24 protein-coding genes are annotated in these 25,940 nt (G+C 45.0%); 13 read left to right on the top strand and 11 right to left on the bottom strand.

Annotation, left to right across the window (positions count from 1 at the left end):
* Window positions 1-29 precede the first annotated feature (29 nt).
* Both AC6I8U_RS23045 and AC6I8U_RS23040 read right to left on the bottom strand, forming a co-directional pair.
* Window positions 30-1,136, bottom strand: coding sequence for a putative 2-aminoethylphosphonate ABC transporter ATP-binding protein (locus AC6I8U_RS23045; RefSeq protein WP_498019635.1), 1,107 nt, complete (start codon window positions 1,134-1,136; stop codon window positions 30-32).
* A gap of 212 nt (window positions 1,137-1,348) precedes the next feature.
* Window positions 1,349-2,356, bottom strand: a complete 1,008-nt coding sequence (locus AC6I8U_RS23040; protein WP_498018682.1) for a putative 2-aminoethylphosphonate ABC transporter substrate-binding protein — start codon at window positions 2,354-2,356, stop codon at window positions 1,349-1,351.
* A gap of 245 nt (window positions 2,357-2,601) precedes the next feature.
* On the opposite strand from AC6I8U_RS23040, the gene phnW reads away from it, so the two are divergent.
* The 4 genes from phnW to AC6I8U_RS23020 all read left to right on the top strand — a co-directional run bounded on the left by phnW (window position 2,602) and on the right by AC6I8U_RS23020 (window position 7,382).
* Window positions 2,602-3,705 carry a 2-aminoethylphosphonate--pyruvate transaminase gene (phnW, locus tag AC6I8U_RS23035; RefSeq protein WP_498018681.1) on the top strand — a complete coding sequence of 368 codons (1,104 nt, stop codon included), beginning with the start codon at window positions 2,602-2,604 and terminating at the stop codon, window positions 3,703-3,705.
* Entirely contained in the window at window positions 3,705-5,063 is a 1,359-nt protein-coding gene (locus AC6I8U_RS23030) for an aspartate aminotransferase family protein (RefSeq protein ID WP_498018680.1), read from the top strand. Before phnW ends, AC6I8U_RS23030 begins: the two co-directional genes overlap by 1 nt.
* 30 nt (window positions 5,064-5,093) lie before the next feature.
* On the top strand, window positions 5,094-5,912 hold the full coding sequence (gene phnX, locus AC6I8U_RS23025) for a phosphonoacetaldehyde hydrolase (protein ID WP_498018679.1): 819 nt from the start codon (window positions 5,094-5,096) through the stop codon (window positions 5,910-5,912).
* Window positions 5,913-6,056: 144 nt separating this feature from the next.
* Window positions 6,057-7,382 carry an IS4 family transposase gene (locus AC6I8U_RS23020; RefSeq protein WP_498018678.1) on the top strand — a complete coding sequence of 442 codons (1,326 nt, stop codon included), beginning with the start codon at window positions 6,057-6,059 and terminating at the stop codon, window positions 7,380-7,382.
* 39 nt (window positions 7,383-7,421) lie between these two features.
* Here AC6I8U_RS23020 and AC6I8U_RS23015 read toward each other — a convergent pair whose 3' ends face one another.
* Both AC6I8U_RS23015 and hisC read right to left on the bottom strand, forming a co-directional pair.
* Window positions 7,422-8,192, bottom strand: coding sequence for an ABC transporter substrate-binding protein (locus AC6I8U_RS23015; RefSeq protein ID WP_498018677.1), 771 nt, complete (start codon window positions 8,190-8,192; stop codon window positions 7,422-7,424).
* A 13-nt stretch (window positions 8,193-8,205) separates the two neighbouring features.
* On the bottom strand, window positions 8,206-9,291 hold the full coding sequence (gene hisC, locus AC6I8U_RS23010; RefSeq protein WP_498018676.1) for a histidinol-phosphate transaminase: 1,086 nt from the start codon (window positions 9,289-9,291) through the stop codon (window positions 8,206-8,208).
* A gap of 171 nt (window positions 9,292-9,462) precedes the next feature.
* Here hisC and AC6I8U_RS23005 point away from each other — a divergent pair, with 171 nt between their 5' ends.
* Window positions 9,463-10,338 (top strand): LysR substrate-binding domain-containing protein, encoded by an 876-nt coding sequence (locus AC6I8U_RS23005; RefSeq protein ID WP_498018675.1) that lies wholly within the window; start codon window positions 9,463-9,465, stop codon window positions 10,336-10,338.
* Window positions 10,339-10,409: 71 nt separating this feature from the next.
* On the opposite strand, the gene AC6I8U_RS23000 is transcribed toward AC6I8U_RS23005, so the two are convergent.
* The 5 genes from AC6I8U_RS23000 to AC6I8U_RS22980 all read right to left on the bottom strand — a co-directional run bounded on the left by AC6I8U_RS23000 (window position 10,410) and on the right by AC6I8U_RS22980 (window position 15,365).
* The gene (locus AC6I8U_RS23000; RefSeq protein ID WP_234497191.1) at window positions 10,410-11,339 is read right to left on the bottom strand and encodes an SDR family NAD(P)-dependent oxidoreductase; all 930 of its coding nucleotides are present in this window, start codon (window positions 11,337-11,339) and stop codon (window positions 10,410-10,412) included.
* Window positions 11,340-11,412: 73 nt separating this feature from the next.
* A complete protein-coding gene (locus tag AC6I8U_RS22995) occupies window positions 11,413-12,111 on the bottom strand; it encodes a fibrobacter succinogenes major paralogous domain-containing protein (protein WP_498018674.1) in 699 nt (232 codons plus the stop codon).
* Window positions 12,112-12,236: 125 nt separating this feature from the next.
* Complete coding sequence (locus AC6I8U_RS22990; protein WP_498018673.1) at window positions 12,237-13,130, bottom strand: AraC family transcriptional regulator; 894 nt, start codon at window positions 13,128-13,130, stop codon at window positions 12,237-12,239.
* 441 nt (window positions 13,131-13,571) lie between these two features.
* On the bottom strand, window positions 13,572-14,840 hold the full coding sequence (locus tag AC6I8U_RS22985; protein ID WP_498018672.1) for a glycosyltransferase: 1,269 nt from the start codon (window positions 14,838-14,840) through the stop codon (window positions 13,572-13,574).
* Between the two features lie 6 nt (window positions 14,841-14,846).
* Complete coding sequence (locus AC6I8U_RS22980) at window positions 14,847-15,365, bottom strand: GNAT family N-acetyltransferase (RefSeq protein WP_498018671.1); 519 nt, start codon at window positions 15,363-15,365, stop codon at window positions 14,847-14,849.
* Window positions 15,366-15,629: 264 nt separating this feature from the next.
* On the opposite strand from AC6I8U_RS22980, the gene AC6I8U_RS22975 reads away from it, so the two are divergent.
* Genes AC6I8U_RS22975 through AC6I8U_RS22960 form a run of 4 tightly spaced genes read left to right on the top strand, consistent with a single transcriptional unit; the run spans window position 15,630 to window position 18,142 of the window.
* Entirely contained in the window at window positions 15,630-16,412 is a 783-nt protein-coding gene (locus AC6I8U_RS22975) for an SDR family NAD(P)-dependent oxidoreductase (protein ID WP_498018670.1), read from the top strand.
* Window positions 16,413-16,463: 51 nt separating this feature from the next.
* On the top strand, window positions 16,464-17,459 hold the full coding sequence (locus AC6I8U_RS22970; protein WP_498018669.1) for an AraC family transcriptional regulator: 996 nt from the start codon (window positions 16,464-16,466) through the stop codon (window positions 17,457-17,459).
* 9 nt (window positions 17,460-17,468) lie between these two features.
* Window positions 17,469-17,765: a hypothetical protein gene (locus AC6I8U_RS22965; RefSeq protein WP_498018668.1), complete on the top strand. Its 297-nt coding sequence runs from the start codon at window positions 17,469-17,471 to the stop codon at window positions 17,763-17,765.
* Complete coding sequence (locus tag AC6I8U_RS22960; RefSeq protein WP_498018667.1) at window positions 17,762-18,142, top strand: hypothetical protein; 381 nt, start codon at window positions 17,762-17,764, stop codon at window positions 18,140-18,142. Before AC6I8U_RS22965 ends, AC6I8U_RS22960 begins: the two co-directional genes overlap by 4 nt.
* A gap of 217 nt (window positions 18,143-18,359) precedes the next feature.
* Here AC6I8U_RS22960 and AC6I8U_RS22955 read toward each other — a convergent pair whose 3' ends face one another.
* Complete coding sequence (locus tag AC6I8U_RS22955) at window positions 18,360-19,217, bottom strand: LysR family transcriptional regulator (RefSeq protein WP_498018666.1); 858 nt, start codon at window positions 19,215-19,217, stop codon at window positions 18,360-18,362.
* A 104-nt stretch (window positions 19,218-19,321) separates the two neighbouring features.
* On the opposite strand from AC6I8U_RS22955, the gene AC6I8U_RS22950 reads away from it, so the two are divergent.
* Window positions 19,322-20,386, top strand: coding sequence for an HlyD family secretion protein (locus AC6I8U_RS22950; RefSeq protein ID WP_498018665.1), 1,065 nt, complete (start codon window positions 19,322-19,324; stop codon window positions 20,384-20,386).
* Between the two features lie 9 nt (window positions 20,387-20,395).
* Window positions 20,396-21,394, top strand: coding sequence for a DUF2955 domain-containing protein (locus AC6I8U_RS22945; protein ID WP_498018664.1), 999 nt, complete (start codon window positions 20,396-20,398; stop codon window positions 21,392-21,394).
* A 24-nt stretch (window positions 21,395-21,418) separates the two neighbouring features.
* On the opposite strand, the gene AC6I8U_RS22940 is transcribed toward AC6I8U_RS22945, so the two are convergent.
* Window positions 21,419-22,450, bottom strand: a complete 1,032-nt coding sequence (locus tag AC6I8U_RS22940) for an IS630 family transposase (protein WP_498016718.1) — start codon at window positions 22,448-22,450, stop codon at window positions 21,419-21,421.
* Between the two features lie 45 nt (window positions 22,451-22,495).
* Here AC6I8U_RS22940 and AC6I8U_RS22935 point away from each other — a divergent pair, with 45 nt between their 5' ends.
* Together AC6I8U_RS22935 and AC6I8U_RS22930 are read left to right on the top strand one after the other, a co-directional pair.
* A complete protein-coding gene (locus AC6I8U_RS22935; RefSeq protein ID WP_498018663.1) occupies window positions 22,496-23,662 on the top strand; it encodes a patatin-like phospholipase family protein in 1,167 nt (388 codons plus the stop codon).
* Between the two features lie 34 nt (window positions 23,663-23,696).
* Window positions 23,697-25,727, top strand: a complete 2,031-nt coding sequence (locus AC6I8U_RS22930; protein ID WP_498018662.1) for an oxidoreductase — start codon at window positions 23,697-23,699, stop codon at window positions 25,725-25,727.
* Window positions 25,728-25,940 lie beyond the last annotated feature (213 nt).

The following is a 25,940-nucleotide window of genomic DNA, read 5'->3' as shown; positions in this document are numbered from 1 at the left end:
GAGTTGAAGTAACTTGCATTGACCCTTCCCTATGCCGCGGCTTTTAGCTGACTTTTTTCTCGGCGATAGCCAAGCAATCCACTCTCGGAAAACTCGACGTAACGAATGTCGTTGCGACGGAGTTGAAGCTCGTTGGCATGTTTGACTGGAACGTCAATGTATATAGGGGCGGCAGTTGGTGCATGCTGCATCATCACCTCGACACGATAGAACGCGCCTTGAAACTCTTTTGCCAGTACTTTAACTGGAATCGCATTGGCAGCATGCTCGACAAACTTCAGGCTCTCAGGACGGACAGCAAGGTCAAAGATATCTCCTTGCTCTAACGTCATGTTTTCCAAAGTCGGTAATGACAGCATACTTTCCGCGATGCGAAGGCTCGTCGTTGATGCTACTGAAGCTTCGATAAAGTTCATGCTGCCGACAAAATCAGCGACGAAACGCGTTGCTGGTTTCTCATACACTTCTTGCGGCGTGCCTACTTGCTCAATCACGCCATGGTTCATCACCACAATACGGTCAGCCATGGATAAGGCCTCTTCCTGATCATGCGTTACCATGATGGTGGTAATGCCAAGCTTTCGCTGCATTTGGCAGATCTCTTCGCGCAGGTGAGTACGTACTTTCGCATCAAGAGCTGACAAAGGTTCATCGAGCAGAAGCAGACCTGGAGACAGTGCCAACGCGCGTGCTAGCGCAACACGCTGCTGCTGACCGCCAGAAAGCTGGTTAGGGTACTTATTGCCAGACGTTGGTAGACCAATCATTTCTAGCCAGTGTTCTACTTTCTCCAACGCCTCTTTATTCGACATACCTTGGTTCTTTAGACCAATGGCGATGTTCTCTTGAACCGTTAAGTTAGGAAATAGTGCATAAGATTGAAATACAATGCCAAAGTCGCGTTTTTCTGGTGGAAGAAAAGTAATGTCTTTGTCTGCTTGATGGATTTCACCCGTAGTTGGTAAATCCAAGCCCGCAATGGCGCGAAGTAATGTGGTTTTGCCACAACCCGATGGTCCAAGAAAGCAAACGAACTCGCCCTTGTTGATGGCGAGGGAAATCTGTTTTAATGCCGTGAACTGACCGAACTGTTTCACCACATTTTTAATATCTAGATAAGGGTTGGATACTGTCATCATCGTCTCTCCAATGGTATATACCAAATTTAAATCTGGTTTGTTTCAGCGGGATGACAGTTTTGTAGCAGGTAGATTGCAATCGACAATTTTCGCGATGACGGTATCTCAGTTTGCTAAAAACAACGAAGGGAAGATTCTAAGAACTTCCCTTCTTTAATACATCATCAGTTAATACGTGACTGATGTATGCAGCAGTCAGCCATCATTGACTACGATCGTGGCTCCGACTTACCGTCAAATTTTTGAGACCATGTTTTTAGCACTTCAGCGCGATCTGCACCCATTTTGCTAAAGTCCATGTCAGCCATAGCACCTTCTACCTCTGGGTAGTTTGACACATTGCCCGTTACCGCCTTATGAGCAACCACTGGATAGGACTCAACATAAAGCTCGTTTGCTGCCTTGGAGATTGACCAGTCTACCACTCGCTTAGCGGCATCAGACTCTTTAACCAAACCGACTGCTTCAGACTCCCAACCGATGCCTTTTGGCGTGATGACCGTTAGTGGCGCACCTTGGTTGATGAGCTTAGCACCGCGCACAGCCATTGAGATACCGATAGCGACTTCTCCCATACCCGCCTGAACACATGGTTTAGAGCCAGAGTGCGTGTAATGCGCAATGTTGTTATCTAGCTTTTTCATATAGTTCCAAGCTTGATCTTCACCCATGTTTTGCAGCCACGCTGATACTTGCATGTAACCCGTGCCTGACGACGCTGGGTTTGGCATCGCGATATGACCTTGATAAACCGGCTTAGTCAGATCTTCCCAAGACTGTGGTTTCGGCAGGTTAAGCTGTTTCGCCACTGCTTCGTTGAAACAGATAGCATTGAAGAACGCGTCGTTACCAAACCAAGCTTGATTCGTCTGAGGATCGTTAAGGCTCTCATTCAAGTCTTCTAAGCCTGTTGGTGTATATGGCTTAAGAATGCCTTCTTCCTTAAGCAGAGCCATTGATGAGCCTGCCAAACCCCATACAACTTCCGCGTGAGGATTGTTTTTCTCCGCGAGAAGTTTCGCCGTCATGATACCTGTCGAATCACGAACCCATTTGATCTTGATGTCTGGGTTTTCTTTCTCAAACGCGTTCTTGTATTTAGCAAGAATGTCAGTCTCGAAAGCGGTATACACGGTTACTTCTGTCGCTGCTAGTGCATTAGTGGCTAGTAGAGAAACCAGTGTCGCCAGTGTTCCCTTCATCAAACGGTTTTTCATCTTCGTCTCCAGTTAGATTTGGTCTGTACCAGTTGATAGAGCCCACCTTAGTTTTGTTATATGACGATTAAATGAACAAAAAATGGCAGTTTTACTAAATAAAATCGACTTTACCGACTAGTTTTACGCTCAAAGTGCAGTTATGAAACTTTTGTGAAAGTTGGATTCCGCCCTTTGCGTTTACAAAATTTGGTTGCTAGAGTGATTACAACAATTGGTATAGTCCAAAAAAGACGAGACGCAAAATGAAAAACGAATACTTGTTGCTTACGCCCGGTCCATTATCGACTTCCGAAACCGTACGTCAGGCAATGTTGAAAGACTGGTGTACTTGGGATGACGATTACAACAAAGAGATCGTCGAAGTGATTCGTGCCAAATTAACAAAGCTAGCGACTGAGCACGATGGCTATACAAGTGTCCTCATGCAAGGTAGTGGTACTGCTTCTGTTGAAGCCACGATTGGCAGCTCTATTGGTCCGAATGACAAGCTACTGGTGGTCGATAATGGCGCCTACGGTGCGCGTATCGCACAAATTGCCAACTACTTAAACATTGCTACCCATGTTGTTGCCCCTGGTGAGGTAAGCCAACCAAGCCTAGACAAGGTAAAAACCGCACTAGAGCAGGACGCCTCTATCACTCACGTCGCGATCGTTCACTGCGAAACGACCACTGGCATGCTCAATCCAATTGAAGCAGTCGCCACGCTAGCAAAAGAATATGACAAAACCGTGATTCTCGATGCGATGTCGAGCTTTGGTGGTATTCCTATGGATATTGGCGATCTGGGCATCGACTTTATGATCAGCTCTGCCAACAAATGTATTCAAGGTGTCCCAGGCTTTGGTTTTGTGGTTGCTAAACAGTCTGAGTTAGAAAAATGCAAAGGCCGCGCACGTTCACTAAGTCTTGACCTATATGACCAATGGCACTGCATGCAAGCTAACCATGGTAAGTGGCGTTTCACGTCTCCTACTCATACAGTACGTGCATTCTATCAAGCCTTGATTGAACTAGAGCTAGAAGGCGGCATTAGTGCTCGTCACCAGCGCTATAAAACCAATCAAACAACCTTAGTACAAGGAATGCGCTCTTTGGGTTTCCGTACCTTGCTCAATGATGATCTGCACTCACCCATCATCACATCGTTCTACTCGCCAGAGCATAGCGACTATCAATTCAAAGAGTTCTATGACCGATTGAAGGCGCAGGGTTTTGTTATCTACCCAGGTAAAGTCTCAAATGCTGACTGTTTCCGCATAGGTAACATTGGCGATGTTCACCCAGCAGACATTGAACGTCTAATCGGTGCCATTAAAAACGCTATGTATTGGGAGCTTTCATAATGTCGAGCACAGCGACTCACCTTCGCAGCGAAGGGGATGTGAACAACACCCCTGCTCGCCAAGAATGGAACAACAAGATTCAAGACGAGGCGACACAAACGCTACTTAAACGCGATGCTGACGTATTCTTACATCAATCTATGTCTACGCCATGTCTTGATTCTCTGGAAGCCGCCGAAGGCATCTACATTCAGGACACGCGTGGCAAGCGTTATATGGATTTTCATGGTAATAACGTGCATCAATTAGGCTATGCGCACCCTCATGTGATCAAACGAATCACTGAGCAGATGCACTCATTACCATTTTCGCCACGCCGTTTTACCAATGAAACAGCAGTGCAATGCGCTGAAAAACTGACTGAAATCTGCGGTGGTGATTTAAACCGAGTTTTGTTTGCGCCAGGCGGTACATCCGTTGTTGGAATGGCGCTTAAGCTTGCTCGCTACATCACTGGCAATTACAAGGTTGTTTCACTCTGGGATTCATTCCACGGCGCTTCTCTTGACGCGATTTCTGTCGGGGGCGAAGCGTGCTTCCGCGAAGGTATGGGACCTCTAATGGCAGGTGTCGAACGCATACCACCAGCAGTTTCATACCGAGGCGCGTTCCCTTCTCAAGATGGTAGCGACGTCCACTACGCCGACTACCTAGAGTATGTCATTGAGAAAGAGGGCGGTATCGGTGCATTTATCGCAGAAGGCGTTCGCAATACCGATGTCCAGGTACCAAGCAAAGCCTACTGGCAGCGTATTCGTGAAATCTGCGACAAACACAACGTCATGCTGATCATCGATGACATTCCCAATGGCATGGGACGAAGCGGCGAATGGTTCACCTATCAAGCATTCGACATTGAGCCAGATATTTTATGTATTGGTAAAGGCTTCGGTGGTGGCTTAGTCCCTATTGCTGCCATGGTGACCAAAGACAAGTACAACACTGCTGCCGAGATATCGCTCGGTCACTATACCCACGAAAAAAGTGCTCTAGGGTGCGCAGCTGCGCTGGCAACGATGGAAACCATCGAACAAGAAAAGCTACTCGAAAAAACACGTGAAGACAGCGAGTTTGTGAGAGCGCGCCTGCAACAGATGCAAGACAAATACTCAATCATTGGTGATGTGCGCGGTATTGGCTTGTTGTGGGGTGTTGAGTTGGTGACAAACCATATCACCAAAGAGCGTGCTTACGATGAAGCGGAGCAGGTGTTATACCAGTGCTTGAATCAAGGACTGAGCTTTAAGGTTTCCCAAGGAAACGTCATTCAGCTAAGTCCACCTTTAATTATCACCCGAGAAGAGCTCACCAAAGCGCTCGATATCTTTGAGCACGCCATTGCTCATGTTTGTCACTAAACAATAAGTTAGAAAATAAGGAATACCACTATGACTCAACCATCCCCTATCCAAGCTGTTGTTTTTGACTGGGCTGGCACCATTGTTGACTTTGGTTCATTCGCACCGACGAGCATCTTTGTCTCTGCGTTTAAGCAAGGCTTCGACTTCGACATTTCATTAGAAGAAGCCCGTGAGCCGATGGGTATCGGTAAATGGGACCACATTAAAGCCGTTGGTCAGATCCCAGCAGTAAAAGCACGTTGGGTGGCTCAGTTTGGCAAAGAGATGGACGATGCGGACATTGATGCAATTTACGCGGCATTTATGCCTCTGCAGAAAGCGAAAGTCGCAGATCACGCAGCGCCAATTCTAAATGCTGTCGAGGTCGTGAATAACCTAAAACAGAAAGGCATTAAAATTGGTTCATGTTCAGGTTATCCGCGTGAAGTCATGGACGTTCTTGTTCCTGTTGCGGCCGATTACGGCTACCAACCTGATTACGTAGTAGCGACAGACGATCTTCCACAAGGCGGTCGCCCGGCACCATTCATGGCACTGAAAAATGCCATTGAGCTAAGTGTTACAAGCGTAGGCGCGTGCGTCAAAGTTGACGATGCTGCTCCTGGTATCGAAGAGGGTCACAATGCAGGAATGTGGACTGTGGGTCTATTGCTATCGGGTAACGAGGCGGGACTCACGTTTGAAGAATATCAAGCCGCTGATACTGAAACTCTCGACGCAGCACGCGAACGTGCTCGTGTTAAACTGGGTAAAGCAGCCCCGCACTACTTGATTGATACTATTGCCGATCTGCCTGAAGTGATTGCTGATATTGAGAAGCGATTAGTCGCAGGCGAACGCCCTTAATCAAGCTGCGGTTAAGGTTACTTCATATATGAAAAAGGAGAGCTTATCGCTCTAATGCCGATCAGTTAAACATTAATCGGCAGATCAATTGAATGATCCCTCCAGTGTGTAAAAATCCGATAGACCCTGTTTATCGGATTTTTTATGCACGTTTCTCAAGCCCTCGATATCATAAATAACTACAAACCGAATCAAGTCGAAACTCTCGCAGACCTCCTACCGATTGAGCTAATCAAAGATGCCTATGAGCTGACAGACACAGTCACTCTTAGAAAGCGAAAACTGACTTTGGAATCGATGGCATGGCTTTTGGTCGGAATGGCTATTTATAACGACAAATCTATGGCTGATATCGCCAATATGCTTGATATTGTCGACCGTTCAGGTAAACCGTTTGTTGCCCTGAGTGCATTGACACAGCGTAGAAAAAATCTCGGTGAATCCGCGGCTAAAGCCCTATTTAAGTGTACGCAAAGGCATTGGTTTGAGCATGCAAGACTACCCAACTGGAACGGACTCACACTGCTTGGTGTTGATGGGGTTTTGTGGCGAACAGAAGATACTAATGATAACGCCGAGGCTTTTGCAAAGCCTACCAATCGTGATGGTAAAGAAACACAGTACCCTCAGCTACGTATGGTGTGCCAGATGGAACTAAGCAGTCATCTAATAACAGGCAGCGCTTTCGGCTGTTATACCGTGAATGAAATGACGCTGGCCGAGCAACTAATAGAAACGACTCCCGATAACAGTCTAACCCTTTTCGATAAAGGCTTTTACTCTCTTGGGTTACTTCAAGAGTGGAGCGCTAAAGGTGTAAATCGACATTGGCTCATCCCAATGAAAAAGGGATTAAATTACGAAGTCGTTCAGTCCCTTGGTCGACAAGATAAACTCATTAAACTGAAGAGTAATCCGCAAGCTCGCAAGAAATGGCCAACGCTAGAACGAGAAGTTGTTGTCCGTCTAATCACGAAGGTCAAGAATGGCAAGTCATATGATGTTCTTACCTCAATGACCGACCCGATGCTTTACCCAAAGTCAGACATAGTTGGTCTTTATGGATACCGCTGGGAAATTGAGCTCGGATACAGAGAACAAAAACAATATATGCTTGGCAACCGACTTACACTAAGAAGTCGACTTCCAGAATTAGTGAAGCAGGAGCTATGGGGGATCTTGCTAACGTATAACTTGGTCAGGTATCAAATGGTTCAAATGTGTCACACGTTGAATGGAGATTACCTGCCATACCAACTAAGCTTCAACGGTGCATTAGCCCATATTATGCGCTTACTAGTAGGCCTTCCATATTCGTCACCAGGAGCAATACCTAGGCAACTCCAGAACTTTTACTCAATAAGCGAGAGTTTAATATTAGAGCCAAGACGGGAAAGATCCTTCCCTAGAGTAGTGAAGAAAAAACCATGCCGATACCCTAGAAAAAACAATGCCGCTCACCTTAAGTGAACGGCATTAGAGCTTATCGCTCTCCTTTTTAGTGCGCGCTTATTCCGTACCATAAATATCAAAATTGAAGTACTTTGCCGCAATCTTGTCATAGGTTCCGTTACTGCGGATATCTTTAATGGCTTGGTTAAATTGAGCGGCGAGTTTCTTGTCTTGCAGTCTCAACGCCAGCGCCGTTCCTTCACCAATGTAAGCTTTATCAGTCACTGCCTTACCTTTAAATTCGAAATTAGCACCTTCAGGCTTATCTAATAGTGCCAGAGCCAATTGATCAGAGTTCCCGAATGTTACATCTAAGCGACCATTCTGAAGATCAAGGTAAACCTCATCCTGACCGTTATAACGTTTGATTGTCGCGATAGAGCCAAAATGGTCAGTCACATAGGTATCATGGATAGTGCCTTGTTGGACACCAATCGTCTTCCCTTTCAGACCTTCTTTATCCATTTCAAAATTCGCGCTTTTTGCGGCGACAAAGCGAGCAGGTGTTTGATAGTACTTGTTGGTAAATAGCACTCTCTTCTTACGCTCTTCTGTAATTCGCATGGATGCCATAATCACGTCAGACTTACGAGATAGCAGACTCGGGATCAAAGAGTCCCAGCTCTGCGTGACCCAAACACAATCAAGCTCAGCTTGAGCACACAAGGCGTCGGCGATCTCAATATCGAACCCTACTGGCGTTCCTTGGCTGTCTTTATAGTTAAAAGGTGGATAGGTAAAATCTGAAGCCAGCCTCACCTCTTTAGCCTGTACCGAGCCCATGAATAGTGCTGATATGCAAACGATGCTAGTAATAATTTTCTTCATTGGTAAATCCCTTTTATGACAGCTCTACACACTGCTCTTCTGAATAGGTTGTTAATACGTCAATGACTTCAAGCATGCTTGCTTTAGAGCCAATGGTAATTCTTACACACTGCTGCAAAGCAGGTTCGTGAGTCTGGTTTCGAGTGACAATGCCTTTGTTTTTCATCACATCAAACAAATCAACGCCCGCGCGCGCCTTCACCAAAACAAAATTGGTTGATGACGGATACACTTCAGACACAATATCGAGTTTCGCCAGTTCTAAACTGAACCAATCACGCGTTGCGATAAGCTGCTCAGTGACTTGTTTCACTTGATCAAGTCCCTGCTCAGAAAGCGACTTGAGGACAATCTTGGAAGAACAATCCGGCATTGGATAAGGTGGAATGAGCTTGTTTACAAACTCCATCACTGCACTACTTGCAACAATAAAGCCACAGCGAACCGCCGCTAATCCGAACGCTTTCGACAATGTACGAATGACCACCAAATGTGGGAACTGCTCTATCAGATCCGCTGTTGAAGCCCCTAACTCAAATTCTATGTATGCCTCATCAACCACGACTAATGAAGACTGTTGTGTTCGTTCAAGTACTGAGATGATATCTCCACGTGGAATCACATTACCGGTCGGATTGTTCGGTGAACACAGAAAGACCATGTTGGCATGCTTAGCTTCCTCGACCACCTTGTCTACATCCAAGTTAAAGCATGGCTTAAGCGGTACATCCCGCACTTCAATTGCAAGAGACTCAGCACAAAACTCATACATAGCATAAGTTGGAGAACAGATGACAATACTGTCCTTACCTGGCTGACAAAAGGTTCTGACCAACAGGTCTATCGCTTCATCGGCACCGCGTACAGCGACGACATCGGCAGAGGTGCGTGCATAGCGCTGGTACGCTTTCGCTATATCCTGAGGTAGAAAGTCTGGATATCGATTAAACTCCATATCAGCACTATCGTTTTGCACTGGGTGTTCAAGTTCATTGGCATTTAGCCAAACACGGCCACTTCCTCCGATACGCCTTGCTGACTGGTAAGGTATTAATTTTTTTACGGCTTGAGGCACAAGCTCTGCGATAAACTCACTCAAAGTACTGCTTTTCCGTTTTATAGTTATAAGTCAAATCAGCTTACAATTGCACTATCAATTGCCATATATGACTTTTAATTCACTTTATTGGGCTATTTAATCAAATGACGCTTGATTTAAGAAACGAAATATACACATACTAGCCATGAATTAATTGCATGGCTTAATTGAATGAAAAAAACGTTGCCCTCCATCAAATCAATGCAGGCGTTTCTTGCTACCGCCTCTCATCTCAACTTCACCCATGCAGCAAGTGAGCTCAACCTGACACAAGGGGCGATTAGTCGACAGATTCAATCGTTGGAACAGCATTTAGGTACAGAACTCTTCTATCGCCATGCAAGAGGACTATCGCTTACGCCAAAAGGTGAGCAACTTTCACCTCTTATTGAAGAGTCGCTCAATCAACTTCATTCAGCACTAGAAAAGGTCTCTGGAGGAGAGTCGAAGATCAGGCTAAATGCCCCAAGTTGCATCACATCATGGCTACTACCAAGATTGATGGACTTTCAGCAACAGTATCCTGATATTGATGTAGAGCTAACATCAACGATCAAGCACGCCCTAGAGCCTAACTTTGATTCGTTTGATATGGTCATCGTTTATGGAAAGGAAAATGCGAATCATCGGCTTCATAGCCAATGTTTGTTTGAAGAAACACTCGCGCCAATCTGTCGCCCCGACAAAATTCCGGCGAAAGAGCTAAACCAACAACCAGTCGAAGCACTCAAAGACTACACTTGGCTTCATGCCAACCCTCAGCAGAGTGACTGGAAACTATGGCTTGAACAAACGGGTCACCGTGGGCTGAGCAGCCACAATAACCAACACTTCGCAACGCTTGATCAAGCCATGAACGCCGCTTTACAGGGCTTTGGTATTGCAATTGGTGATACCACCCTAGCGCAACAGGACCTCGCAATCGGGCGGCTAGCCCAACTCAGTCCAACTACCGTCAAGTCCGGCAACGGGTATTACCTATTGCACCCTAAGAGTCGACAATCAGAGACAAAACGTTTTTTGGAGGAATGGCTCTTCAAAGTATAAAAGCCGAACAGGTCTAGTAGACTCTATTCGGCTAATCACATACACGCAACTCTATTACGCTAGGCCATCTGTCACTTTATGAAGTTATGAATAACGGCATTAGCATTGTCTTGGGCAGATTCCTTGCCAATGATCTCAGGCCAATGTGTAACCTGGTTAGCCAGTTTTCCAGTTAGTCCTTTCTCACTACCCCACCAAATACCAGATGTAAAGCTATCATCGTTCAACAGAACATCCACGTAACGCTTTGCGCCTACATCCACAGAGTGTGCTTTACCAAGTAATTGCATAACCCACATAGCGGTATTCATAGTCCAACGCTGGTGCCAAGGAAGTGTCGCCGTTCCAGCAGTGCCTCTCGCCATTCCAGGATCAACCGTGACAAAACGCATTTGAGGGTACTGTCTAGCCATACTCATTGTCCACATTGCGCCCATGAGCTTAACGGAACCGTAGATGTCAGTATACGTTTTGTTATCAGCAAACTTTTCTCCGTTTACAACTGACGTCCATTCCTCGATTGAGCCGTCATGAATTGGCGGTTTCGCTGCGCCAACCTCAGAAGCGCCTCTTGCGGCAAAACTAGCCACATACATCACTGACCCTTGTTTGGATAACTTACCATTCTGCATTAGTAGGTCAGTAAAATGGACATGTCCCAAAACGTTGGCTGAAAAGATAAACGTCGATCCGTCCTTTGTCAGTTTAGTCGGCTCTGTTCCACCGCCACCACCTGCATTCAAAATCATGCTATCGATATTTGTGCTGAGGTTTTCAGCCGCTGTTTGGCATGACTCTAAACTACTCACATCGACAATTAATATTTCAAATATATTCCTGCCGGTAAGTTCTTCTAACCTATGTAATGCTTCTTCCGCTCGCGTTTGATTACGGCAAGCCAGAACAATTTTTGAAACACTTTCTTGCTGAGCAAGTTGTCTAGCAGCCTCGAACCCAAGTCCTGAGTTAGCACCTGTAATTAGAATTGAAGAATGAGTCATATTGATTACCTACGATTGGAAATGGAACAGCTATCGAAACAACTGGCGAAGTTTTTTACTAAGAGAAAGCGCGTTAAATCTTCACGCAGCGAACAGTGAACATATATTCTTTTGAGCTGGTTGCACGGCGTATTTCACCTTTATGTGCGTTCCACCAAGAATATGCCAGCGTGCGAATAATACCTTTGCTTTCAGAAGCGCTACTTGCGGTCCAAAATTCGGTATACGCTCCCTCAGTGATATACCAACCATTCCATTTAACCCCGGCAGGTCTAGCAAAGAAGTTATGCTTGTTAACGAGTGATTGATCTACTTTCTTAAATGGACCATCCGTTTGTGCTTCTTTAAGCTGTAAGCCTAAGTCTTGGTCACCTCCGCGCCAGCCTTCTTGGTCAAGCTCTGCTTCGGACATGCCAATGGTTCGCTCAAGCGTCTTCCAATCCTCGTCGGTCGCGACTCTCCAGCCTTCTGGACATAAACGTCTTTCATCCGCAACATCGTGCCAGTTATAGAGTCGGCCATATTTCAATAAGTTTGTTTCATTATCTTTTGGAATAGCACCTGACCTGACGGTTGTGCCATCTTGAAACTTAGTGCTTCTTAGGTTTTCAGCCATCCAAACTTGATCACCAATTTGCACAGTTCGATAGATGTTGCCTTCATTATCCTGAACGGTGTCATCTAGTTTGTTCAGCTCAGAATTGATGTCATTCGCAGATGAGTTTGCAGCGAGAACCATAGCGACTCCTATAGATAAAAATAGCTTCTTCACGACGAGTTACCTTCGTTGTTGGTATGTCTATACTTTATCTCTCAAATTGAACATAAACTAGGCTACATAGTCTCTAAAAATTGCCTATTTGTATCAAATGGCAAATATGACGAGGTAATCGCTCATTACGCAATGTTCTTAGGTAGGTCTTTAGACTGGCTCCACTGTTTCGCCGATACGCCATAAAGGCGCTTAAACTCTCGACTGAATTGAGAAGAGCTTACATAACCAACGGCCATCGCTGCTTCACTCACATTCATGCCACTCGCAATCTTCATCGCCGCGTTGTTAAGGCGCATCGACTTCATAAACTGGATCGGTGACATCCGAGTGGCTTGTTTGAATTTTCGATGGAACACCGCCCTGCTCATTCCGACTAACGATGCAAGTTCATCTATGGTGACATTCTTACTAAGGTTAAGAGACAAATACTCAATTGAGCGCGCAATTTCGTTTCCAACGCCAAACGCTCTTCGGGCAGAAATTCCCGCCTCCCCTTTAAGCACTGCGTAATAAAGCTCGCGCAATCGACTACCACCAAGTATGGACAGATCAGCTTTATCATCGCCAAGCTGAAGAAGCCTCAACAAGGCATCGGAAAATGCGTCATCCCAGTTTGCTAGAGACATCCCTGGCGGCTGGTTACTGCTCTTAGGAAGCTTAACGGCACCCGCCGTGCTTTCCATCTCAATCGCTAATTCCGTCATCAGCTTGGTATCGAGTGAGATATAGACGCCAATCAGTGGCTCCTCTGGGGATGCTTCTGGCGTACCTGCCTCGACCGGAATCGATACGGTGCAGCACATGTACTGGCTATTGTCATAAACGTAGCGTGCACCTTCGAGTATCGCTTCTTTCTTGCCACCCAAGATCACAATGACCGTCGGTTCATATACGGCGGGAACACAAGGAACTGCCGTCGTGACCTTAAACAGGCGAACCCCTTTTATACCGGTATCAAACATACCGTCTTCAGTGATTCGCTCTTCAACAAGCTGTTTGATCTGTTGCTTTATCATTTCAGCACCTTACACTGACATTGACACAAATAGGCAATTAAAAGAGACAAATCCGCCTATTTACACACCGCAGTGAGAGTTATAGTAAAATTCAGACAACGATACTACTGCTAATGTCAACAAGCAACTTGATTTGCCGCGTTACGAAAAGCCCCGCAAACAGACAATGGTAAGAAATTAGCGGAATGGGTGAACAGCCAAGTCGACTATGACGATAGTTCGAAGATGCCTATCTCGCTTGCTGTAACTGCAACAACATGACAACAAGAGAGACCATAATGATCTGCTCAGGAAACCCTGTGCACGCGGTAAAGACATCATCATCTCGCCAACATACGAACCTAATGGAGGTGAAGCGTTTGACGATAAAGCGGAGTCCATTAAAGCTGGTTACTTAGCGGCGAAACAAGCGATGCCAAAGATCAAAGCGCTGCTTGCTCTCTAGTCCTTCAGAATACCCCTTTGTTTCATCCATTCGATTGCATTGTCTGCACCATTTTCACTGCGCAATGCAATCGATAGCCGTTGTGCATTCTCTTTAAAGCGCTCATCTTCAACTAATTGACGGAGTGCGCAGGCAAGTTTATCGGCGGTGAGTGCACTTTGTTTGATTGGCGTGGGGCCAAGCTCTTTACGAGCCACTTCAGCCCCCCAAAAAGGTTGATCAGCAAAGAATGGGCAAATAAGCGTAGGTTTACCTGCCATCAAACCGGCAGCTGTGGTTCCCGCCCCACCATGGTGTACCACTGCTGTGACTAGTGGGAATAACCAACTATGGGCTACCGAGTCCACATTGAGAATGTTGCTTGGCAAGCTGCCAGCTTTTAGCCCTCCCCAACCTGTCGCGATTATCGCTCGTACACCCGCTTTTTGTACCGCTTCAATGATAATCTGGGTCGTCCGTTCAGGATCCTTCCCAGACATACTTCCAAAACCAATATAAACAGTCGGCTTGTCAACGGCCAAAAAATCAGTCAGGGATTGAGGCGGTTGGTATGTTTCATTATCAGCGGTGAGTTGGCAGTAGCCTGTTATCGCACTGTGATTGGGCCAATCAAGGGGACGAGGTACAAGGTGCTCACTAAACGCATGCAAGACAGAGACAGGTCGACAATCACTGTGGCTAAGTATCCCTTTGTCTTTCTCTAATGGCGGTAGGTCCAATAACACCTCTCTTTGGGCGTTAAGGTCTGAAAGATATTGACGATAGCCAAGATTAATTAAGTGGTAGCTAAGGCGATTAATTATAGACCCAAAGTTAGGTATACCTGCCGGTGGAAACGAGCGCGTCTTCACTATCATAGGTTGAAGCGCTAACACGACAGCCGGTACGCCAAACTTCTCGGCAATCGAGACCGCAGCTAGGCACTTGGGGTGATAGATGACAAGTTCTGGCTCTGATTCAAGACCGGCTTGAATGCTATCGACTATCAATTGGCGATTGATAGGTTTCGCTAACTTCATCAAACGCAACGCAGTTTTAACGCCACTCACAAGACTCCCCATCTTCTCAAACGTCCCTCCTTCCACCAGCTGAAATAAATCATCGGAAAGTGGTTTATGAGAAAGCCCATGAGCCTCAACTAAGCCTTTAAAACGCTGCGCTGCGCAAAGATCAATATAGTGACCTCTTTGCTTTAGCGCCTTGCCAAGCGCTATGTATGGCTCAACATCACCGCGAGAGCCTATTGTCATTAAGAGTATTTTCAAACAAACTCACTCCTGCTCACAACATGGCTGCACGATAGAAAAGGTCACTAAATCCACACTGTCATAAAGCACCTCTGATGACGGTGTCATGCCCAAATTCTGCAAGATACGAACAGAAGGAAGGTTATCAACGACAGCCACACCAAACACCTCTTCAACCAAACGATTACTGAAAACAAACTCGATCGACGCGCGAGCGGCTTCACTAGCAAAACCTCGCCCTTGAAACCTTGGCAAAAAGCCATATCGGATATCATGAAATGGAGAATCAGGTAACCGCTCAACACCCGCATAGCCCACAACGACCTCTGGATTTCCCTTTAACGCGACCGTAAAAGTACCAAAGCCCTTTTTCCAATGCGCCACTCTGTTGGACACATAATTGGAAATATAGTCACTGCTATATGGCTTGCCTCCTGGGAGATATCGAACGATGTTAGGGTCCTTGAACATCACCTCATAAAATTGCAGATCATTGCTTGTCGTCGGGCGAAGTATCAACCTCTGTGTTTCAATCATATCCATTGCCACCACACTTCATGATAATTGGCGCCATCCGATGAGCTCAAGAGGCGACCTCTCCAACCATATTGCAAATCCATAGTAGTAATATCAAGTAATATTAGTCACTTAACCATTCAACAGTATCCAAGCGTTCGTTTTCTGATAAGTTGGCGCGATCGGAATTCATCTTGGCACGATCGGATGTCTCTTGGCGCTATTTGATTATCTATACTCTCCTCATCAAATAACGACACGTACCTACAACCTCACTCGGAGAGTATCATCATGGCAAATACAGCACTTATTACCGGCGCATCAAGTGGCATTGGACTAGAACTGGCGAAAATTCATGCTCAAAAAGGTGGTGATTTGGTTCTTGTAGCGCGCTCACAAGCTAAACTTGAAGAGCTCAAGCAAGAACTCGAAAACGAGTTCAACGTTACTGTAACCGTGCTTCCTTCGGATCTCTCAAAGCCGGAGTCAGCGCAGCAACTCTTCGAGCAAACTGAGGCAGCAGGGCTACAAATCGATACACTCATCAACAACGCGGGCTTCGGTGGGCATGGTAACTTCCACGAGCGCTCTCTTGAGGATGAACAAGCAATGATGCAGGTCAACATGGTGACATTGACGAACTTGACGCATCTTTACCTAACCGGGATGGTCGAGCGCAACAGAGGTAAGATTCTTAATGTGTCATCTACTGCTTCATTTATGCCTGATCCACTGCAAGCGGTCTATTACGCAACCAAGGCTTATGTGACGTCATTCAGTCAAGCCGTCGCGGAAGAAGTGAAGAATCACAACATCACGGTTACGGCTCTGTGTCCGGGTGCCGTGGCGACCGGCTTTGTGGCTGCTGCTGACCTTCAGGGTGTTGAGATCTTCGATAAGGCTAAAACGCCAAAGTCGGTTGCGGAGTGCGGCTATCAAGCGATGGAGAAAGGCGAACTGGTTGCTTTTAATGAGTCTGGATTGAAGTTCATGTTGAATTGGATTGTTCCATTCCTTCCTCGTAAGGTGGTACTTAAGATCTCTCGCCAAGCGATGGAAAAAACCGCCAAGTAACCTTTAACTATTAGGTAAACTTCTGTTATTCGACAAGGTAGAAGCATTGAGATGAGAAGAGCTAACAAATTTGTTATCCCACCAAACTGGAAACTGTTGTTCAGTGATCTTGGACTTAACATTGAGGAAGTACTCGCTTACGCGGGACTTCCCAAAGGATTGTTCTCGCAAGAAAAAATCCAGCTCTCTCCTTCTCAATACTTTCAGTTGTGGCGCGGCGTCGATCTCGCAGCACACGGTAAAGAGATGCCTCTAGAGTTTGCAAAAGTAATGAGCTTGGAGTTCTTTGATGTGCCAATATACGCGGCTATCTGTACACCAAACCTCAACGCTGCTGCCAAGCGCTTACAGGAATACAAGCCATTGATCGGCCCAATGCTGCTCGATATTAAGAGCACCACAGATTTTACCGATTTAGAGATCAGCTGTTACGGATACGAAGAGCCGCTACCGCTCTGCTTAAACCTGTCAGAGCTTATCTTCTTTACCCAGCTCACACGGCTTGCCACTCGTCAGCACGTCAAGCCACTAGAGGTGGAGCTGCCTGCGCTACCTAGCGACATTGCTGCCTATGAGTCCTATTTCGGCTGCTCAATTACCAAAGGCGACTCGACGCGGATTCGATTCTCGGCTAAAGATGCGATCACCCCTTTTCTCACGAGCAATCAAGTCATGCTTACCTGCTTTGAGAATGAACTTCAGAAGCAGTTAAATGAGATAGTTGGAGAAAAACAACTCACTGATCGAGTGAAATCGGTTTTGCTTGACGCCTTGCCTCAAGGACAGAGCAGCATCGACTTCGTCGCACGCGAACTGGCGATGAGCAAACGTACGCTGCAACGTAAGCTGTCAACAGAAGCGCAGAGCTATCAAGATGTATTGCAAGAAGTGCGTCAAAGCCTTGCTCAAGACTACCTCACCAAGTCTGACCTACCCGTAAGTGAGATTTCGTTTTTGCTTGGATTCCAAGAGAGTAACTCTTTTATTCGTGCCTATACGACTTGGAATGGTCAATCACCAAACCAGCTGCGCGAACGCTTAATCTAGGTCATGACTATGAGAAGCTCTCAAATGCTAACAAGTGATGAACGGACTCTAATTGTAGCGCTATTTTCAACACTGGAGAGCCACTATGGATGGTTTGATTGGTGGCCAAGCGATGACCATTATGAGGTGATGCTGGGATCGATTCTGGTACAAAATACTAATTGGCGAAACGCACAAAAAGCACTGGATAATTTACAAGAAGACTTGTCCCCACTGGCTATCGAAGAGATGGATCTTACCCTGCTCGCTCAAAAAATTCGCTCTAGCGGCTACTACAATCAAAAGCGAAAAAAATCAAAGCGGTGACGCAGTGGTTTTCAAACTATGAGTATCAAATTGAAAAAGTCCGACAATGTTCTGTTGAGCAGCTTAGACCTGAGTTACTGAGTATCAACGGTGTCGGCGGCGAAACTGCGGACGTCATACTTACCTATGCGATTGGCAAGCCTTCGTTTGTTATTGACGCCTATGCTCGCAGGATATTTTCTCGCTTTGGTCATCAAGTTCCAAAAAGCTATGAGACGTTTCGCAATCAGATGCAACAAGCGATACAACCAGAAACTAAGACCTACGCTCATTATCATGGACTTATGGTTGAGCATGGCCAGCAGTTTTGTCTGACCAAGCCCAAATGTGAGTTCTGTCCTTTGGTAGCGAATTGCCGCAGAGTGGGCGTCGACTAATTAAAGCGCATTCAAGGCAAGCGCTTTAGGCATATTTGGTACGTAACGCAATCAAATACGTCTTTCTCACTCTCCATTTCCATCACAAATATTAGTAGCTAACTGTTTTAGTCTGCTACTTTATGTCCATGACGAACATATCTTTGAATTAATCGCTATCCTTTCATTGCCTAAATGTTACTTTTTGATCTGGCTTGTTTTTGTGCTCACCCACGTGTTACAGACTGAACTCACTACGGAACATTTCAATTAGAACCTTCACCTTACTCGGAAGAAAGTCATTCGATGCATATAACATAGTCAATTGAAGTTCCCTGTGTTTGAAAAGTGGTAAAATGCTTACTAACTCACCATTTTTGAGGTGAGACCGAGCATGAAGCTCGGGCAAAAACGCAACCCCAAAACCATTTATTGCCATAGTTCTCAACATATACAGGTCATCTGACTTCAAAACCACTTGGCAGCTATCACTAAGCAAGTGCGAGTGATATCGATTTACTAATAAACGATGCTGATTGAGATCCTCAACTGTTCGTATCTCGGGATGTGTATCTCTATATACTCTGGAAGCGACAAAGCAACACTTATAGGGTACTAAACGAAACTGAACATAGCTGTCATCAGAGATTTCAACTGCATTTGGAAGAATCTGCAGATCTATTTTGTTTCTCTTTAAATCGACACTATCTTGATGGTTTTCTACCTCAAGTTGGATATCTGGAAATTTTTGGCTGTATTCGGTTATCACTGAACTAAACACTGATGATGTCATTAGAGCCGACGGAATGGCCAAACGGATATGTCCTGAAAAATCTTGTCGGTCAGATTTCATTCTCTCCAAGCCGTCTTTAACGGTATTTAACGACTCGGCAGCCAAAGAGTATAGTTGCTTACCCGACTCAGTCAGTTCCAGTTTTCTAGTAGAACGAATCATCAGTTCGGTACCCAGACTTGATTCAAGTTCTTGCAACCTTCTACTCACCTTTGAGCGTTGAATATTATGAGCCTTAGCTGCGGCACTAATTCCCTTGTGATTCACGGTTTCCACAAATAGCCAAGTATCATCTAACTTCAATTTATTGTCCTAAAAATAGCTCATATACGACCTAATCTCGATTCTAGTATGAACCTCGCGAAATAGCTAAAGTTACACCACATTTTTTGGACACTGGATTTACGATGGTTAATAGTAAAAAGTTTAAACGCGTCATGTTTTCGCTAACCTTACTCTTCTTGCTTATTTTCGGCTACATAGTAGTTGCTGACCGCCAAGCTCCCATGACAACCGAAGGTCGCGTTCATGGAATCGTTGTTCAAATTGCTCCAGAGGTCCCAGGCCGAGTAACTAACGTACTAGTTACCAATAATCAGAAGGTTAATAAGGGTGACGTGCTGTTTGAGATTGATAACGAACCCTATCAACTGGCGCTGAACGACGCTTTACTTTCTTTGGAGCTTGCCAAAGATAACCAGTTATCGTTGATTGCCCAGAGAAACGCCAGCCTAGCCGGAATAAGGCAAGCAAAAGCTCACTACGAAAATGCAAAAATCGAGTTCAATCGAGCTAAAGAACTAGAGCGAAAAAAACTGATATCAAAGTCAAACTTTGATGCAGCAAACAGCCTATATCTAATCGCAGATGCAGCGCTAGAAGTTGAAATACAAAAGTTAAAGTCAATTGATATCCAACTGGGTGACAATGGTTCTGCTACCAACGAAGTAAAAATGGCCAAGAACCGCCTAGAAAAAATTAAATTGGACATGACAAACACGCAGGTGAAAGCAAAGGTTGATGGCATAGTAACGAACCTAAGGTTGGATGTGGGAACTTTCGCCAATGGCCAGTCACCGCTCCTTTCTCTTGTATCCACTAACTCACTATGGGTCGCGGCAGATTTTCGCGAGAAATCAGTGACTCACTTTGATAAGGGTGCGCTAGCTTATGTCACGTTTGATGCGTATCCAGGGGAAGTTTTTTCTTATGTCGTCGAAAGCCGAGACCAAGGCGTCCTGTCTGCACAGCAGTTACCCAATGGCACACTAAGTAATATAGAGGTAAACAATCGATGGGTTCGCGATGCACAGCGCGCAAGAATTAACTTAGCAAGCGAAGAACCTCTCCCTGAGTCTCTCTTTGTCGGTTCGAGAGCAACACTGACTCTCTATGCTGAACCAAAGAGCTTTTGGCAGAAAATGGCTAAGATACAAATAAAACTAGTTAGTTGGCTTCACTATATTTATTAAGGCTGACAAATGAAAGTATATCGTATTTGGTTTGGTTGCTCACTGGGTTTATTGCTCAGTATGGTTTTTAACTGGGACTATGGTTTTCTCGCAGTCCTACTTCCTATGTTTGTACTGACAAAATCTGACACGATGAACATAAAGCTCTTCATCCTAGTTATCGTATCTGCCATATTTGTCACACTTACAGCAACGTTGATTTGGGAGTGGACCAAGCACTCACCTATTCTCATGTTCTTGGTAGTTGCTCCGATTATGCTGCTTTACTGTCTAGCCATGTTAAAGCAAGAAACCTTCGTGCTTGGTTATATTGGTATTCTCGTTGGTTCAGTAGTGTTTAACCTAGCAAGTCACGAGTTCATCGACATTACAAACTTTAACATTAATTTGTGGATTATATGCACAATAAATATATTGATATGTGCCATATCATATTGGCTTTTTCCAGATAGAGAACAAGAAAATCATATTAAAGGCTCTCATAATACGGTGAGTAATCTATCCATAAAGGACGCTTTAATCATCTGGTTATTGACTATGATCGCATTTGTCATCTTCCAGTCTGCAGATTTATATGACTCTGCCTCTGCTAATGCTTCTATATTTGTCATGCTCGCTCCTATGAGTATGCTTGGCGTGTTAATGATGGCGAAGGTTCGGATAGTGGGTACTGCCATTGGTTGTACGCTCGGATTGATAGTCCAGCTGGCTCTTGGCGTGTGGGTCAATAACCCCATTTTGTACTGGTTGCTAATGAGTCTATCCATTGGTTTTATCTGCTCTATGCTTGTGCAAGATAAGGCACTGGAAGCGATTGGCTACTCCGCCATGTCAGCACTGTGCATCCCGCTGACAACCGCTCTTGTTCCTGGCGCCAGTGACGCGGTCTTCAATACACTTTATAGGTTTAGTTCTATTTTCGTAGTCGTGTTGGTAAGTTCGTTTGTTTTTCTTACAGTGCACGCGCTATTAGATACAACAGCCCGCAACCTGAAGGTAGAAACATGACAAACTTCTCGTTACTATACCCAATCAACTTGAAGATGCAGGCTTGAACACCTGAAAATTATCATTGATTCGAGACGTCAGCGAGCCTGCAATCTCTGGAAGAGTCACCGTAAAGAATTGGGTAATGGCTTCCTTGAAATCCCGTTTACTTTTGAAGTAAACGTTATTCCTTGACTTCTCGTTCATAACCTTCCAAAGCCGCTCTATTGGGTTAAGATTCGGGCTGTAAGGTGGGAGATAATGCAGTTCAATATTAAGGACAAATGCCGCATCTCTGACTAAATCACTGCGGTGATATCCAGCTCCATCTAAGATGACATGGAGCTTGTGATTTAGCGGGTAGCTCTCTCTGAGTTTGCAGAAAAATCGAACCATGTTTTCACTGTTAATGCTGTCGTATTCGCTAACAATGGTCGCTCCAATATCTGATAGGTTCAGAGCACCAACAATGTTCAATCGGCTACGATTACCTGTTGTGTCCAGAACTTTACTTTGACCTGTACGTATCCAACCATGGGAGAGTTTGGTTGACAGTGTGGGGTGAACGGCATCGATAAACACTATCGATTCATCCTCGCCACAGCTTGCTTTCAGTGCTTCATAAGCCTCTATGAACGCTTGCTGTTTTTCCTCATCGAACTTATGTGGAACGCCTTTCGGCTGCTTGTAGCTGAAACCATTGTGATGAAGCCATTTGTTCATGCCAGGAACACTATAGTGAATCTGAAACCTTTCAAACACGTACGCAATAATCTCGGACGAATGGTGGTATGTATTTTCAGTTAGATGCTGAACCAACTCTTGGGTTTGCCGAGCCGATAGATAGCTTTGTGAACCGCCATTTTCAGGCTTGAGCTTGTTCGACTCTAGGTAATCTTTGATATGTTGTCGAACAGTGGATTCATGAATAAGAAGTGCGTCTGCAATTTCTTCGGGGCACCAACCATTACTCGCATGAATAACCGCTTTTATACGGTCACGAACTCGTCCGTCACGCGTTGTGCTGTGCTGGATTTTTAGTTCCTGCTTTTGTTCATTGGTCAGAGTAATTTTCATAGTTGCTAGCATGATCCTCTATTCAGGAAAAATCAAGCGTCTTCAATGATCACGGGTATAAATAAGGGAATAACGTGTCTACTTATCACCGTTTTAGTTGGCTTTGCCTCTGGTTGTACAGTCTCGTCAAAAAGAGTCACCGACCCAAACAGTGAAAATTTCAACCCGCTCAACGCAAGTCAGTTAAGACTGTGGGATGAACATCACGGTATAGCTTACGATATTGAAGGCGAAATTAATGCAATGCTCAGCTATAAAAAGGCTGACGATGAGATCAATCATCTCGCACTATCAGGTGGAGGAGTTAATGGTGCTTATGCGGCAGGACTTCTAAACGCATGGTCACAAAAAGGAGAGCGCCCTGAGTTTGATATAGTTACCGGAGTCTCTACGGGAGCTATTGTGGCTATATTTGCCTACCTTGGAGGCAATTACGACACTGATCTAGCTCAATACTATAATGACTTACCTATAGAGTCCTTATTTAAGAAAAACTCTCTAATCACAGCATTATCATCTGGCGCACTTGTAAACATCGAGGGATTTGAGAAGCAAGTTCAGAAATCCATCAATACAGAGTTGGTGGCTAATCTCGCTAAAGTAAGAGAGACAGGGCGAATTTTACTTATTGGGACGACTAACCTAGACAATGAAAAGCTCGCTATTTGGGACATAGGGAAAATAGCACAGCTAGGTACCCCTGAATCTGTATCACTAATACAAGACATAATAGTAGCAAGCACAGCGATTCCTGGAGCGTTTCCTGCAAAAGAGATAAAAATAAAGACTAAAGAGCACGAATTCTCTGAGCTTCACGTTGATGGTGGCGTATCAAGACAAGTATTCCTTGTTCCTTCTTCTATAAGAAACAACATGACGCAGTCGAAGTTAAAACATAACATTTATATTATACGTAACGGAAAAATGGAACCTGAGTATAAAGTAACGAATAATTCTCTTTCTAGTATATCATCACGCTCACTCTCTATTATTCTACGTCATCAAGGTATAGGTGATATAGAGCATATTTATCATTATGCAAAAGAAAATAATATAAAATTCCATCTGTCATTCATTGATAGTAGCTTTGAATGGAGTGATAGAAACATCTACTCTCAATCATACATGAATACTCTATATGAATTTGGCTACAGAAAATCCATATCGAATCGGGAATGGGTGAAATCCCCTCCCAGTCTAAGTTTAGAATAAATAAAACCAAGTATAAAAATAGAACGAGGCTTATATGTTAAACAACGAACATCGCATATTATTTGAATCCATGAGAATAGGAAATTTGGAATTAAAGAACCGTTACTCTATGGCGCCAATGGGCACGCTGGGGCTCGTCGATGATAACGGGGCTTACAACAAGCGGGGAATCGACTATTACGTTGCCAGAGCAAAGGGAGGCGTAGGTCTGATCATTACTGGGATTCATATGGCAGAGAACGAGCTAGAACCGCTGCCGATGCCATCACTTCCCTGCCCAACTCTAAACCCAACAGCTTACATAAGAAGTGCTAGAGAACTGACCGAACGCGTTCACAGTTATGGAACAAAGATAATTGGTCAGATAACTGCTGGATGGGGTAGATCTATGATTCCAGGCTTCGTTCCAGAAGACAAAGCGGTAGCGCCTTCAGAGGCAGCAAATCGCTTTAATCCTTCTGTCACCCATAGAGAGTTAACAACTGCTGAAGTCAAGTACTACATCAGTCAGTTCATTAAAACTGCTGTCATTATGCAAAAAGCCGGCTTCGATGGTATCGAGGTCCACGCTGTACATGAAGGCTACCTGCTTGACCAATTCGCTCTTGAATACTTCAACAAAAGAACTGATGAATATGGTGGTAGTTTTGAAAATCGATATCGCTTCGCCGTTGAGATCATTCAAGGTATCAGGCAGGCATGTGGTGCAAACTTCGCCATCACCCTTAGATTCTCTGTAAAGAGTAATATGAAAGGGTTCGGGCAAGGCATCTTGCCTGACGAAACAGCGGAAGAAGCGGGACGCGATTTAGAAGAAGGGCTAAGAGCGGCCCAGTACTTAGAGCAGGCTGGATGTGATGCCTTAAACGTCGATGCTGGTACCTACGATTCATGGTATTGGAATCACCCACCTAACTATTTCAAACCTGGGATGTACCAACCATATTGCCAGGCTGTAAGTGAAGTGGTTAGCATACCCGTCATTATGGCGGGCAGAATGGATAACCCAGATCTCGCCTCTCGTGCTGTCACGGCAGGGATTGCTGACAATATCTCCCTAGGCAGGCCACTTCTAGCTGATCCTGACATAGTTAAAAAAATCCAATGCGGTAAGGCTGACCAGGTTCGTCCTTGCTTGTCATGTCATCAAGGCTGTTTGGGCAGAATGGCTGGCGTTGGTAATGTCTCATGTACGGTCAACCCGCAGTGCGGAAGAGAAGAGGAATATAACCTGTTACCAGCGCTCAAGCCTAAAAAGGTTGTAGTCGTCGGTGGTGGTGTTGGAGGAATGGAAGCGGCTAGAATTGCCTCTATACGTGGTCACAATGTCGTTTTGTTTGAACAAAGCAATGAGCTTGGTGGCAATGTGATACCCGGTAGTCAACCTCCTTTTAAGCATGACGACAAGCTTCTTCTCGATTGGTATCGAGGTGAGATGGTAAGGTCATCGGTTGACGTGAGGCTAAATACAAAGGCGACAAAACAGCTTATCGAGAGCCTTCTGCCAGACAGTGTCATATTTGCTACGGGATCAAAACCTTTCATACCTTCTAATATCGAAGGCGCTGACTCCCCTAATACTCTGAGTGCAGAACAGGTTCTCATGAACCCTAATTTAATAACGGAGCAAAGCGTTGCTATTATTGGAGGGGGCTTGGTTGGCTCAGAAGTGGCTCTATGGTTATCTCAATTAGGAAAGACCGTGACACTTATTGAAGCCGAAGGCGATATCGTTGGTGGTCCACATGGCCAATGCTTCGCCAACTACCTGATGCTTAGGGAAATGTTAGAAGCTGAACAAGTTAAGGTTTTAACTTCGACCTACCTAAAAGCCGTGACCAATAACGGGGTGATTGTTGAGGATTCCAGCTCGGGAAATGAGCCACACTATATCGAAGCCGAACATGTTGTTCTTGCCATGGGTTATAAGGCTCAGCCGGATTTGTTCTTTCAACTGAAAGACCAACTGGGCGTGGAAGACATCTACAATATAGGAGATAGTAAGCAGGCTAGGACGATACTAGCGGCGATTTGGGAAGGCTATGAGATCGCAAGAGCTCTTTAGAGCTTGTCTGTTTTTAAAAGCCACTATGAGTCGGAGCAGCTTAGTCTTTAAATATGTCGAGGCTAAGCTGCTGCAGTTCACTACTATAACAAACGAAATATGTGCTTTCCCTATCTCATGTATACTTTTTTTTCTCAACGCTTTTGGTCTCTCAACGCAGGTTGCTCACATTCTCAAATAATTTTTGAGACAGAATCCAAATTCCAGCTAAGC

It is taken from the genome of Vibrio sp. KUL80, assembly GCF_059725495.1.
Note: the sequence above shows the minus strand (reverse complement) of the source record. Positions and strands in the feature narration are given on the sequence as shown.